We start from the raw sequence: 12,110 nt of genomic DNA on the forward strand, positions 1-12,110 counted from the left end.
TTTATGCGTTGGATCCGCGGCTTGCTGCGGACGCGGCTACCGCCCGCAGCAAGGAGCGGGATCAGGATTCCGACACCGGCCGCACGGCACGCTCGAACCACGCGCGGCAGCGCGCAGAGACGAGGGGTGCGAGCTTCTCGACGCGCTCGGCGTTGAAGCGGTTGAGCTCGTCGGCGAGGGGCCCGAAGGGCGCGGGCAGCGCCCGCGTGTCGATCGGCATCATTGTGAGCGCACGGAAGCGCAGGAACTCCCCGAACTCCGTCTTCACGTCCTCCTCGCAGACCATGAGGTTCTCCACGCGCACGCCCCAGCGGCCCGTCCGATAGAGGCCCGGCTCGTCGGAGAGGACGTTGCCGGGAGCAAGCGGCACGGGCTTGGCGCGCGGCGAAATGGTGACGGGGCCCTCGTGCACGTTGAGGACGTACCCGACGCCGTGGCCCGTTCCGTGCCCGAAGTCGAGCCCCTTCTCCCAGAGATCAATGCGCGCGGCGAGGTCGATCCCCGCACCGGTGGCGCCGCGCGGGAAGCGCAGCCGCAGGAGGCGGAGCATCGCGCGGGTGACGAGCCCCACGTCGGCCTTCATCTCCTCGGTGGGCTCGCCCACGGGCGTCATGCGCGTGATGTCGGTCGTGCCGCATTCATACTGGCCGCCCGAGTCGATGAGCAAGAGCCCGTCGCCCTCGAGCCGCGCCCCGCCGTCCGCCGGGACGGCGTAGTGCGGCAGCGCCCCGTTGGGGCCGAAGGCGCTGATCGTCGGGAAGCTTTCGTCGAAGAAGTCCCGGCCCTTCGCGCGCCAGGCGTGAAGCATCGCCGCGGCGTCGCCCTCGGTCGTGGGGACACCCGCGGCGAGCCGTTCGTCGAGCTCGGCGTAGAACTCCGCGAGCGCCACGGCGTCCTCGAGCATCGCCTCATCGATCGCCGCAATCTCCGCGGAGGTCTTCACGCACTTGAGCATCAGCACGGGCGAAGGTCCGGTGACGGTGTGCTCGGCCGGAACGAGGCGCGCGATCGCCGCATTCGTGTGTTCGGGGTCGTAGAGCACGGCGCCCGAACGGGCGGCGTCGTAGACCGCCTCGGGGAGCGCTTCGGGGGGCGCCGTGCGCACGCCGTCGGTGAGGAGCGCCGCCTCAACGCCCGGCTCGAGGCGCGCGGCGTCCACAAAGAGCGCCGCATCCTTGAGCCCGACCAAAAGCGTCGCCGTGAAGACGGGGTTGCAGGGCACGTCCGCGCCGCGCAGATTCGTGGTCCAGGCGACGTCGTCGAGCGCATTGAGGATGACCGCGCCGGCCCCGGCCTTCTCAAGCGCTGCGCGCACGGCCGCGAGCTTCTCCCCGCGGCAGCGGCACGGGCGCTTCATCTCCCGCACGCGGGAGAGAGAAGGCGCGGGGCGATCGGGCCAGAGGCGCGCGACGTCGGGCGCCTCTTCGCGGAAGTCGAGGCCCCGGACGGCGAAGCGCACGGCGAAGTCCTCGGCGGCGGTCGCAGAGATGAGCTCGGGGTCGGCGCCGACCACGCCCGACGAAAGGCGGGCGGCGAACCAGTCGACGATCGTCTGCTGCAGACCGGCGGTGAGCTTCACGAGCTCAATCTCTTTGGGGAGCTGCCGCGCGGCCTGCTCCCAGTAGCGGCTGTCGGCCACCAGGGCGGCGGCGTCCGCGGTGACGAGCAGCGTGCCGGCGCTGCCGGTGAAGCCCGAAAGCGCTTCTCGCAGCTTCCAGGCGTCGGGAACGTATTCGGAAAGATGCGGGTCGGCGGTCGGGACGATCAGTCCCGCGAGACCCAGCGCCGCCGTTTCCCGGCGGCAGCGCGCGAGGCGCTCGAGCGCCTCCAGCTGCTTCAACATTCAGGCACTCCTTTGCGGCGTCCGCCCGCGGCGGGCGGACCCGGCGGATGGTTGGGTGGACGGTCAGAAGAGCTTTCTGATCACCACGGTGACGGGAAAGCCCACGTGCTTTTCGCTCTCGACGTCTTCGCCGATGTCGAGCGAGACGACGCGCCAGCCGGCGTCGCGCAACTCGTCGAGCCGCGCCGAAACGCCAAGGTCCGCGCACGCGAATGGCATCTCCTTCACGCGCGAGAGCACCGTCACGGGCCGTTCGGTCGTGCAGGTGGTCTCCGAGTGGTAGGGCGCGTCGAGAAGCGGATCCCGCCCGCTCGGCGCCGCAGCTCCCTCCGTGCCGGTGCCGGACGCTCCGCCGCCCTGACGGGCGGACTGCGGTGCGGCGCAGCCCGCGGCGAGCGCCGCGGCGGCGGCAAGGGCGAGAAGTGCGCGGACGGTTCGTTTCTGCATGAAGCTTTCCTTCCTTGAGAAGAGCTTCGATTCTACGACCTCGACGCTCACTCGCCGCGGGGCTTCTTCTGGAACTTGGAGCGACCGCGCGGCGCGCCGCCCCGGTCACCGCCGCCGTGGCCGCCGGACTTTCTGAACTTCTGGAACTTGCGCCCGCCCGAAGGCTTCACCTTGTTGTCGGGCTGGCTGCTGCCGAAGATCGTGCGCGGCGCCTCAAATCCGGACTCCCCGGGCATCGTCTGCGCGAAGGAGAGCGTCTGCGGACGGTCGGCCGCATAGGCCTCGGCCGTCTGCCAGGGCATCGCCGCGGCCGCGGCGCGCTTCGGGCGGTAGTGGATGGAGTTGCCGAAGTTGTCGTCGGCGCCGCCCTCGTCGCTGAAGCCGCGCTCGAAGGGCGCCTCTGCGTCGCCCGTCTTGCGGGCGCGGCGGTCCTTGTCGCGATGGCGCCGCCCCTTCTGCTGACCCTGCTGGTTCTGCTGATCGCGCCGGCGCTTCTGCTTTCCGCCCGCCGGACGCGTTTCGGCGCCGGGGGCGGCCTCTCCGGCCGTCTGTGGTGCGGCGGCCGTCCCCTCAGGGACGCCCTCGGGCATCCGGGGCGCCTCGACGGGCGCGGCAGCCGCAGCCGCAGCTGGAGCGGGGGCGGCGGCCTGCACGGGCGTCTCCTCACCCTCCTGGCGCTGCTTGCGGCGCTTGTTGTAGGGCGTGCGCAGCGACCCGCCCTTCTTCTGCGCGTTGCGCTGTTTGCGGTTCTGCTTCTGCGCGGGCTTCGGACGGCGCTCCTCTCCGGAGACGGGGAGCGACCCCTCGCCGGGCACGGTGAGCGCCTCGGCCGCGTAGTCCTCCGCGAGGAACGCGGGCTGAAGGTCCTTCTCCCGGGAGCGCTGCTGCTTCTGGTGCTGCTTGTTCTTCGCGCCCTTCTGGAAGTTCTTCTTCTGGCGGCGGCGTTCGCCGTCCTTTTCGCCGCGGCGGCCCGAAGGCTGAGCCGCGAGGATGCCCTCCTGCTCGGCGGGCATGGCGTCGCCCGCACGGCGCTTGGGCCGGCGGATGGTGCCGCGGCGGCCGACCATCTGGTGCGTGAGGCGCTCGCCGCCCTTCATTTCGCGGCGCATGCGCTCCTGCGCGGCGCGCAGCTCCACGGTGTTCGAGGAAAGCGGCTCCGTGATCGTCACGACGGGCTCGTCCTTCTCCTTGCGGGGCACGTAGCCCGAACGGATGGTGAGCGTGCGGCGATGCGGCGCTTCGTCGCCGGCATCCCCGGCATCCTCGTCGTGCTCATGGCCGTACGCCTCCTCATCATCGGCGTACTCACCGTCGTCCTCGAAGTCGTCCTCCTCGAACTCCTCGTCTTCGCCGGCGTCGTCCCATTCGGCGTCGTCGTCATCGAACGCTTCGTCCTCGGGGAGCTCGTCCTCGTCTTCGTATTCGTCTTCGTATTGAGCGCCGTCGTCTTCGAAGGCCTCTTCGTTTTCGTGCGCGGCCGCGTCATCCTCTGAGGAGGCGCCGGAAGCTTCCCGCGCGTCGTCCTCGCCGACTCCGGCGGCAGCCTCTTCTTCGGCCTTTTCCCCGGCCTCTTCTCCGGCCTCCGGGCCGGCTTCTTCAGCGCGCTCAACGGGCGCTTGGCAAGGCGCCTCGACGGAGGTCTCGTCGGGCGCGGCTTCAGGCGCCTCCTCCCCGGCCGTGGGAGCGGCGGGCGTCTGCGCTTCGGGCGGGCGCGGCGTTTCCGGCGCCCGAGCGTCCTCATCAGGAGCGCACGGGGCGGGTTCGGCCGCCGCTTCGGCGGGTTCTCGTGGTTCGGCCGCCGCGGAAGCGAGGGCGGGGACGGGCGCGGAGGCGGGCGCGTTCACGCCGTCGACCATCTTGAACAGGTCTAGATGGTCCGCATCCTGCGGCTCCGTGGCCGGCGCTTCAGACTCGGCCTCCGGGGCGCCCGCGGCGGACTCCGCTCCAAGCTCGACCACGCGGCCATCGCCTTTGAGCTGCGCCTCCCAGACGATGTCGGTGAGATCGAAGACGGCGTCCGAAAGTCCTTCGGCGGCCGAGTCAACGTCTCCGGATTCGTCCGCCTGAGCGCTCCCGGCCGCTTCGTCGGCCGGCTTCAGGGCGCCGGCCTCTTCGAGGAACGTCCAGGGCGTCTTCACGCTGACGGGCGTCCCCTTGGGAGAGGCCGGACACGCCTCGGCGGGCTGAGCCGCGTCGTCCTGCGCCTCAGCGGAACAGCTCTTCCCGCGGGCGGGCAGAGGCGGCAGTCCGACCTGGCTGCGCGCATGATTCAGCGCCCTCACGCAGCGGTTTTCGTACCCCTCGAGCGTCTCGAGCGCGCTCGGGATGATCTCATTCTGCCCCCCGGTGCAGTCGAGGAGCCTCCAGGAGCTCGGCCGGATCTGCGTGCGCAGGCAGTTCCACTCCCTGTACTGGTTCTCGAGGCAGAGGGTGAGGGCGAAGCCGCACCAAGGACGGCGCTTCGTCGGCTCGAACCAGGCGAGCGCCGCGGCGCTTTCATATTCGCCGGCATCCTCGGGAATCGCGTGGAAGACCACCACGTCGAACATCCCCTGCGGGAAGGTCTTCGCCGCCTGCTCGAGGTCGGCCACGGCGCAATGGGCGCCCATCAGCTCCATGTTCTTTTCGACGACGCCGGCGGCGTCGCGTTTGCGGACGGCTACGGCGGGCACGTCCGCAGCGTTGAGCATTTCAGCGATCTTCGAGACGCGGCGGTTCACGGTGAGCACGAGCACGCGCACTTCGCGCGGGAATTGAGCCACACGCTCGCAGAGCGTCAGGGTGCGCTCGTTGTGCCGCACGAGGTCGAAGCGCTCCAGGAGCCTCGGCGCGCCATAGCGTCCGAAGGCGCGGAGGATCTTCGTGTTCGGGAAGCGGCTCTTCACGCGCTTCTCACAGCGCTTCTGGATCTCGTCGGAGAGGAAGAACAACCGCTCCACGGCCGACTTGGGCAGCCGCTTGAGGACCTTCTCGAGCCTCGGCAGGCCCATTGCCGTGTCAAAGACCTCCATTGCGCAGAAGACGCCGACCATCTCGACGCCGTCAAGGTCGAGCTTGAAGCGGTCGCACGCCCAGTCGATGAAGTTGGCCCGTCCAAGGATCAGGTCCACGCCGAGGATGCTGCGCTGCGCGCGGGCGATGTCGCCGCCCTCGCCGAGGACGAGCGCGCTCAAGTGGGTCCCGGCAGTAAGCGCTTCAAAACGCGCGCACAGCGCCACGGCCTCCGCGTCGGTCTCGGTGATGATCAAGGCCCGGGGCCGGCGGTTCGGGTCGAGCGGCCTGCCCGCGCTGCCCGCGTAGAGCTTCGCGGCGATCCCGAGCAGGGCGGCCGAGCGCTTGCCCGACCCCCTGTGCGCTTCGAGAATGAAGGATTCGTCGCGGGCAATGGACATCAGGATCTGGTCCTGCGCGGACGTCGTCTCCTTCCAACCGAACACACTGATCCGGCGCAAAAGGACTTCGGGCAGCTGATGGGTCGAGAAGTTCACGTTCTTTCCAGCATGAATGGACGTTCCGCCTTCGGCATGCGTCGTGCACGGACGGCCCGGATGCGGCGCGCCTCATGGGGCGCGGCGGACGGAGCGGCGGAACCCGGCTGCGGGCGCGCAACGGTGCGCACGGCCGGAAATTTGAATTGGGGCAACGTAGGCCGGCTGCATCCGCAGCCGCTTTCCGGAGCGCTTGCGGCTCCGGAGGGCCGGGCGGTGGTACGCCGCCCGGACAAGGGAAGGACCGGGACGGGAGGCGGGCGCAGCCGCGCCCTTGAATCATCAGAGGGACAACCTGCACTCCGCGTGGGCGTCTCCGAACGGAGCCTGAATTCTCCGGCGCGAAAGGGGAGTCGCCCCGTCTGCGGTCTTCGCAGGCCGGATTTTAGCAAACGGCGCCGGCGCCCGAGCACCTTTGGAAACCGCCCCTGCGGGCCCGGTATGATGCTGCAGGACGGCCGCGGCAGCGGCCTCCTCCGCACGACAAACCCACTTTCAAAAAGAGAAGCATCATGGCCCTCAAGGAACTCATCATCGAAGATCTCGTCCCCGGCGAAGGCGCCGCCGTCAAGTCCGGCGACCACGTGAGCGTCCACTACACCGGCAGCCTCGAGGACGGCACCGTCTTCGACTCGAGCGAAGGCCGCGGCCCGCTCGACTTCACCTGCGGCGTCGGACTCGTGATCCCCGGTTGGGATCAGGGCCTCATCGGCCTCAAGAAGGGCGGCAAGCGCCGCCTCTCGATTCCCGCCCGCCTCGCCTACGGCGAAATGGGCTATCCGGGCGTGATTCCGCCCAACGCGGACCTCTACTTCGACGTCGAACTCGTCGACATCCGCTGAGCGAGCACGGGTGCGGGAGCGCCGTAGAGGGCGAGAAGCTCCGCGGCCTCGCACACCGGCAGCCCCATGATCGCGGTGTAGCTGCCGCGGATCGTGCGCACGAAGAGCCCCGCCAGTCCCTGGATGCCGTAGCCGCCCGCCTTGTCGTAGGGCTCGTCGGTCGAGGCGTAGGCGCGGATCTCCGCTTCGCTCAAAGGGCGCATCTCCACTTCGGACGCCACCGAGACCGTGCGGTAGTCGTCCTTGGAACGGCCGACGGCGACCACCGTGCGCACCTCGTTCGCACGGCCCGAGAGCGCCCGCAGGAAGGCCTCGGCCTCCGCGCGGTCGCGGGGTTTGCCGAGCACGCGCCCGTCGATGCTCACCACCGTGTCGGCGGCGAGCACCGGCAGGCCGCTCACCGCGGCGCCGAGCTCGTCGCGCGCGGCGATGCCGTCCATGAGCTTCGTCACCGCGGTGCGGTGCACGTACTCGGCGGGCGTCTCGCCGGCGAGCTCCTCCTCGTCGCCCGCGAACCATCCGCGCGGCTCCGAGGGGTCCGAGAGCACCGTGATCTCCCAGCCGTAGAGGCCGAGGAGTTCGCGGCGGCGCGGGCTTTTGCTCGCGAGACAGATGCGGTTCGACATGGCCGTTCTCCCGGAAAGTGCGCGCCCTTCAGCTCAGGCGCGGTGATAGGGGTGCCCGGCCTCAATCGACCAGGCGCGGTAGATCTGCTCGGCGAGGAGCACGCGCGCGAGAGCATGCGGCAGCGTCATCGCCGAGAGGCGCATCGTGCGGTGCGCGCGCTCCTTCACGGCGGGCGAGAGCCCGTCGGGACCGCCGATCACGAAGACGATGCGGTCGCCCTCCATGCGCCATTCGGCGAGCGCCCGGGCGAACTCCACCGTCGTGAAGTCGCGGCCGTGCTCGTCGAGCACGACCACGAAGTCGCCCGGCTCGAGCGCGGCGAGGATCCGCTCGCCCTCGAGCGCCATCAGGCGCGCGGGCGTCTGCCCCGCCCGGGGCTCGGTGCGGATCTCCTTCAGCTCGACCGGCCAGGTGCGCGGGAAGCGCGCGAGATACCCCCGCACGGCGTCCTGCGCCCAGTCGGCGATGTGCTGCCCGACGGCGAGAATGCGGATGCGCATTTATTCGGCGTCCGGCTGCGGATCGTGCGGACGATGGGGCATCAGGCGCGAGCCGCACTCGGCCTGCGCCTCAAGGAACACCTCCTTGCCACCCCAGATCTCCTCGAGGTTGTAGTAGTCGCGCACGTTGGGCTGGAGCGCGTGCACGACGACCGTGCCGAGGTCGACGAGGACCCACTCGCCCGTGTCTTCGCCCTCCATGCCGAGGACGTCGCCGCCGGCCTGCTTGACGGCCGAGGAGACGGAGAAGGCGAGCGCGCGGGTCTGGCGGCCCGACGTGCCCGAGGCGATGATCACGCGCTCGAACTGGTCGGTGAGCGCTTCGGTGTTGAAGATCTTGATGTCCTTCGCCTTGACGTCCTCAAGGGCGTTGACGGCGATCGAAACGAGTTCGTTGAGTTCCATGGTTGTTCCGGAAGAGATGCGTATGGATTGAGGGGCGGCCGGAGGCGGCGGGCGCCCGCGCTCCGGGTCTCGCCGGAGCCGAGGGGCGCCGCCGGAGGCGGCCCGGGATGAATTTGTTTTTTGGGCGGCGCCCTCAGTGCGCGCCGTAGAGGCCCCGGCTGCGGATGTAGTCCGCCACGGCGACGGGCAGCCACCCGTCGAGGGCGCGCATCGCGTCGGCGAAGGGCTCGGTGCGCACGCGCCGGCGGATCTCCGTGGCGCTCGCCTCGTGCGGCGCCATGTCGAAGAAGGCGACGGCGCCCGAAGGCGAATCGAGGAGCGCGCCGGCCGCACGCATGTGAGGCGCGGCCCACGCCTCAACCTCGGCCGAAGCCGAGAGCGGCCCGCCCGCGCGGCGGCAGACCGCGAGGTCCGCATAGTCGGTGAGTTCGCGCCAGCGCCGCCAGGTGTGAAGGTTGCGCCACTGATCGCCGCCGAGAATGAGCACGAGCGGAATCGACGGCCCCATGCGGCGCCGCAGCCCCGCGAGGGTGTCGATCGTGTACGTGGGGCCGAGCCGCATGAGCTCGACCGTCTCCACGCCGAAGCCCGCCATTTTATCCAAAGCGAGCTCGAGCATGGCGAGCCGCGCCTCGGCCGGACTCACGAGGTCCTTCTGCCAGGGGCGGCCGGCCGGAAGAAAGTCCACGCGGGCGAGCCCGAGCGCCTCGCGCGCGGCACGCGCGATGGCGAGGTGTCCTTCGTGAACCGGATCAAAGGTGCCTCCGAGGAGACCGATGCCGCGGGGAATCATCGCTTCGCCTCCGTCCGCTCAGGGGTTGCGCACGAGCGAGACGAAGGCGCGCTTCACGCGGCCCGCCTCAAATTCGACGCCGAGCCAGTTGAGCTCGAGCTCCTGCAGGCCCCGGGCGTTCTTCAGAAAGCGCTGGCTGAACCAGAAGCGCCACCCGAAGCCGTCGTCGTAGGAGGCCGGTCCGAGGTGCTCGGCGACCTCCGCCTCGGTCATGCCGAGGCCGATGCGGCCGAGCCGGACGGGGAGCTCCCGCGCGGCGAGCCGTCCGCAGGAGCGCGGCGCCGCTTCGGTCCATTCGAGCTGCGCCTCGGTGAGCGCCTCCGAGCCCGTGGCGATCAGCCAGAGAATGACGGGGCGTCCACCCTCGGTGCCCGTGAGGCACGCGTAGTCGCGGGCGAAGTCGCCCGCGCCTTCGCGCAGGTGCGCGGCCTCGTGCCGCGCGGCGATGGGCGCGAGGCGCGCCTCGCCCAGCATGCTCTTCGAGCCGCCGGTCTGCACGAAGCCGCCCGGCGGCTCGGCGAGGGTCGCCGGCGCGTCAAGGAGCGTCGAGGGGTAGCCGAAGGGTTCGGGGAGATCTCCTGCACCGCCCGCGGCCGCAAAAGCGGCCGAAATTGCGGCGGCGCAGAGTGTGAAGATGCGTGGATGGTTCAAGCAGTTCTGCATGCTTGAACCATACCATCAACTCAGCCCGGCGCGGCTCCCCCGGAGGAGGAGGAGCACGGACCGGACCGCCGGGATCAGCGGCCGACGGCGCGCCAGCCGATGTCCGAGCGCATCTGCATGCCGTCAAAGTGCACGCCGCGCGCGAGGGCGTAGGCCGTTTCCTGAGCGGCCTTGAGCGGCGCGCCGAGGCCCACCGCGCAGAGCACGCGCCCGCCCGAGACGACCGTGCGGCCTTCGGCGTCAAGCTTGGTGCCCGCGTGGAAGACGCGCGCGTCGGGCGTGTTCTCAGGGAGGCGGTCGATCACGGCGCCCTTTTCGGGGGCCTGCGGATAGCCGCGCGCGGCGATCACGACGCCGAGGGCGCTGCGCTCGTCCCAGTCGATCTTCGCCTCGTCGAGGCGGCCGGCAATAGCGGCCTCAACCGTTTCGGAGAAGTCGCTCTTGATGCGCATCATGATCGGCTGCGTCTCCGGGTCGCCCATGCGGCAGTTGAACTCAAGCGTCTTCACGTCGGCCGTGCCGTCCGCGCGGCGCTTGATCATCAGGCCCGCATAGAGGAAGCCCGTGTAGCGCACGCCTTCCTTCGCCATCCCCGCGACGGTCGGGAGGATGATCTCGCGCATCACCTGCTCGTGGATCTCCGGGGTCACCACCGGGGCGGGCGAATAGGCGCCCATGCCGCCCGTGTTGGGGCCGCGGTCGGCGTCAAGCAGGCGCTTGTGGTCCTGGCTCGTCGCGAGCGGCAGCACGTGCTCGCCGTCCACCATCACGATGAAGGAGGCCTCCTCGCCCTCGAGGAAGTCCTCGATCACGACGCGCGCGCCCGCGGCGCCGAACTGGTGGCCTTCGAGCATCGAGTCAATGGCGGCGAGCGCCTCCTCGACGGTCATCGCGACGACGACGCCCTTGCCCGCGGCGAGGCCGTCGGCCTTGATCACGATCGGAGCGCCCTTCTTCTCGACGTAGGCGCGGGCCGCGGCTGGATCCGTGAAGGTCTCGTACTCGGCGGTCGGGATCGCGTGGCGCTTCATGAAGGCCTTGGCGAAGTCCTTGGAGCTCTCGAGCTGCGCGGCGGCCTTCTCCGGCCCGAAAATGCCGAGGCCGGCGCGGCGGAATTCGTCCACGACGCCCGCGGCGAGAGGCGCCTCGGGGCCGACCACGGTGAAGGCGACGCCTTCGCGCTTGACGAACTCAACGAGCTCTTCGTTCTTAGTGAGCGCGACGTTCTCGAGCTTTTCCGTCTGCGCCGTGCCGGCGTTGCCCGGGGCGACGTAGACCTTTTCAACGCGCGGACTCTGCGCAAGACGCCAGGCGAGCGCGTGTTCGCGGCCGCCGCTGCCGATCACCAGAAGCTTCATTCTCATTTCTCCAGGGACAAGGGAAGGGAGGACGACACGCTGATGGGCGCGTCCTCAGTTCAAATTTTCTCAGAAATCAGGTATCAGAACGGCCGGGAGATCGCTCAACCCGGCCGTTTTCGCTTTTTGGGGGGACCACCGGTCCCTCCGGAAATCGCTTTTGGCTTACTCCTCGTCGGCGAGTTCGTACTCGGCGGAGGTGTAGACCTGCTGGACGTCGTCGAGATCCTCGAGCGCGTCGATGAGGCGCTGCATGCGCGCGGCCTCGTCGCCCTCGAGATGCATCTCGTTGAGGGCCTTCCAGGTGATTTCGGCCACTTCGGGCTTCATGCCGTGGGCTTCGAAGGCCTTGGAGACGTCGTCGAACGCTTCGGGAGCGCAGGTGACTTCGATCGAGCCGTCTTCATCGGCGACGACGTCGTCGGCGCCCGCCTCAAGGGCGACTTCCATCGCCTGGTCTTCGGTCACGACGCCCGGGGCGAAGAGAAAGACGCCGACGTGCTTGAACTGGAAGGAGACCGAGCCCTCGGTGCCGAGGTTGCCGCCGTTCTTCGAGAGGATGTGGCGGACGTCGGCCACCGTGCGCACGCGGTTGTCCGTCGTGCAGTCGATGATCAGGGCGGCACCGCCCACGCCGTAGCCTTCGTAGCGGACGTCTTCGTAGGAGACGCCTTCGAGCTGGCCGGTGCCCTTCAGAATGGCGTTCTGGATCGTGTCCTTAGGCACATTGCCGGCGCGCGCCTTGATGAGCGCGAGGCGCAGACGGGAGTTCGACTCCGGCTCGCCGCCGCCCATGCGCGCGGCGACGATGATCTCGCGGACGAGCTTCGTCCACAGATTGGAGCGCTTCGCATCCTGACGGCCCTTGCGGTGCTGAATATTGGCCCACTTGGAATGACCCGACATGTTGTTTCAACCTCTAGAGGAATGGGGGGAGCTTTGACTTTGAGACTCGGCTGCGCGGAGCGCGGAGCGCTGAGCCCGCGCCGGCAGCAGGCGCGGGGGGAGGCGCGCTTCTTCGGGCGCCCTCCGGCCGTGCGGCCCCGGCAGATGGAAAACTGGACGGGAGGCGCCCCGCGGGGCGGCTCCGCCGCGTCACGGCCGGCAGTCGGCCGGGCGCGGGAAAACGCGTATTTTAGTGCAT

The 12,110-nt window shown here is 69.8% G+C and carries 11 protein-coding genes; 1 reads left to right on the top strand and 10 read right to left on the bottom strand.

The features are described 5' to 3' along the window. Positions 1–61: 61 nt before the first annotated feature. The 3 genes from ACT6Y9_RS04120 to ACT6Y9_RS04130 all read right to left on the bottom strand — a co-directional run bounded on the left by ACT6Y9_RS04120 (position 62) and on the right by ACT6Y9_RS04130 (position 5,778). Positions 62–1,843: a M24 family metallopeptidase gene (locus tag ACT6Y9_RS04120; protein ID WP_443743598.1), complete on the bottom strand. Its 1,782-nt coding sequence runs from the start codon at positions 1,841–1,843 to the stop codon at positions 62–64. Between the two features lie 63 nt (positions 1,844–1,906). After that, positions 1,907–2,290, bottom strand: coding sequence for a hypothetical protein (locus tag ACT6Y9_RS04125; protein WP_295476888.1), 384 nt, complete (start codon positions 2,288–2,290; stop codon positions 1,907–1,909). Between the two features lie 47 nt (positions 2,291–2,337). Continuing rightward, positions 2,338–5,778, bottom strand: a complete 3,441-nt coding sequence (locus tag ACT6Y9_RS04130; protein WP_443743599.1) for a hypothetical protein — start codon at positions 5,776–5,778, stop codon at positions 2,338–2,340. 512 nt (positions 5,779–6,290) lie between these two features. Between ACT6Y9_RS04130 and ACT6Y9_RS04135 the strand changes: the two genes are divergently transcribed. Beyond that, a complete protein-coding gene (locus tag ACT6Y9_RS04135; protein ID WP_295476891.1) occupies positions 6,291–6,620 on the top strand; it encodes an FKBP-type peptidyl-prolyl cis-trans isomerase in 330 nt (109 codons plus the stop codon). Here the strand turns inward: ACT6Y9_RS04135 and ACT6Y9_RS04140 are convergent. The 7 genes from ACT6Y9_RS04140 to ACT6Y9_RS04170 all read right to left on the bottom strand — a co-directional run bounded on the left by ACT6Y9_RS04140 (position 6,587) and on the right by ACT6Y9_RS04170 (position 11,872). Then, positions 6,587–7,246, bottom strand: coding sequence for a Maf family protein (locus tag ACT6Y9_RS04140; RefSeq protein WP_443743600.1), 660 nt, complete (start codon positions 7,244–7,246; stop codon positions 6,587–6,589). The two genes, ACT6Y9_RS04135 and ACT6Y9_RS04140, sit on opposite strands and share 34 nt — an antisense overlap. Before the next feature lie 33 nt (positions 7,247–7,279). After that, positions 7,280–7,747, bottom strand: a complete 468-nt coding sequence (rlmH, locus tag ACT6Y9_RS04145; protein ID WP_295476895.1) for a 23S rRNA (pseudouridine(1915)-N(3))-methyltransferase RlmH — start codon at positions 7,745–7,747, stop codon at positions 7,280–7,282. Next, complete coding sequence (gene rsfS, locus ACT6Y9_RS04150; protein ID WP_295476897.1) at positions 7,748–8,152, bottom strand: ribosome silencing factor; 405 nt, start codon at positions 8,150–8,152, stop codon at positions 7,748–7,750. A gap of 133 nt (positions 8,153–8,285) precedes the next feature. After that, on the bottom strand, positions 8,286–8,945 hold the full coding sequence (gene nadD / locus ACT6Y9_RS04155) for a nicotinate (nicotinamide) nucleotide adenylyltransferase (protein ID WP_295476899.1): 660 nt from the start codon (positions 8,943–8,945) through the stop codon (positions 8,286–8,288). An 18-nt stretch (positions 8,946–8,963) separates the two neighbouring features. Next, a complete protein-coding gene (locus tag ACT6Y9_RS04160; protein ID WP_295476901.1) occupies positions 8,964–9,608 on the bottom strand; it encodes a hypothetical protein in 645 nt (214 codons plus the stop codon). A 74-nt stretch (positions 9,609–9,682) separates the two neighbouring features. Further along, a complete protein-coding gene (gene purD, locus ACT6Y9_RS04165) occupies positions 9,683–10,966 on the bottom strand; it encodes a phosphoribosylamine--glycine ligase (RefSeq protein WP_443743601.1) in 1,284 nt (427 codons plus the stop codon). A gap of 165 nt (positions 10,967–11,131) precedes the next feature. Beyond that, positions 11,132–11,872 (bottom strand): YebC/PmpR family DNA-binding transcriptional regulator, encoded by a 741-nt coding sequence (locus tag ACT6Y9_RS04170; RefSeq protein ID WP_295476905.1) that lies wholly within the window; start codon positions 11,870–11,872, stop codon positions 11,132–11,134. Positions 11,873–12,110: the final 238 nt, after the last annotated feature.

Source organism: Sutterella sp. (genome assembly GCF_052272535.1).
In the GTDB taxonomy this organism is placed as follows: Bacteria; Pseudomonadota; Gammaproteobacteria; order Burkholderiales; family Burkholderiaceae_F; genus Sutterella.

Bases quoted from the DNA above. Each gene is read 5' to 3' on its own strand.
- ACT6Y9_RS04120 (WP_443743598.1), bottom strand. From the start codon at position 1,843: ATGTTGAAGCAGCTGGAGGCGCTCGAGCGCCTCGCGCGCTGCCGCCGG.
- ACT6Y9_RS04125 (WP_295476888.1), bottom strand. From the start codon at position 2,290: ATGCAGAAACGAACCGTCCGCGCACTTCTCGCCCTTGCCGCCGCCGCG.
- ACT6Y9_RS04135 (WP_295476891.1), top strand. From the start codon at position 6,291: ATGGCCCTCAAGGAACTCATCATCGAAGATCTCGTCCCCGGCGAAGGC.
- ACT6Y9_RS04140 (WP_443743600.1), bottom strand. From the start codon at position 7,246: ATGTCGAACCGCATCTGTCTCGCGAGCAAAAGCCCGCGCCGCCGCGAA.
- rlmH (WP_295476895.1), bottom strand. From the start codon at position 7,747: ATGCGCATCCGCATTCTCGCCGTCGGGCAGCACATCGCCGACTGGGCG.
- rsfS (WP_295476897.1), bottom strand. From the start codon at position 8,152: ATGGAACTCAACGAACTCGTTTCGATCGCCGTCAACGCCCTTGAGGAC.
- nadD (WP_295476899.1), bottom strand. From the start codon at position 8,945: ATGATTCCCCGCGGCATCGGTCTCCTCGGAGGCACCTTTGATCCGGTT.
- ACT6Y9_RS04160 (WP_295476901.1), bottom strand. From the start codon at position 9,608: ATGCAGAACTGCTTGAACCATCCACGCATCTTCACACTCTGCGCCGCC.
- purD (WP_443743601.1), bottom strand. From the start codon at position 10,966: ATGAAGCTTCTGGTGATCGGCAGCGGCGGCCGCGAACACGCGCTCGCC.
- ACT6Y9_RS04170 (WP_295476905.1), bottom strand. From the start codon at position 11,872: ATGTCGGGTCATTCCAAGTGGGCCAATATTCAGCACCGCAAGGGCCGT.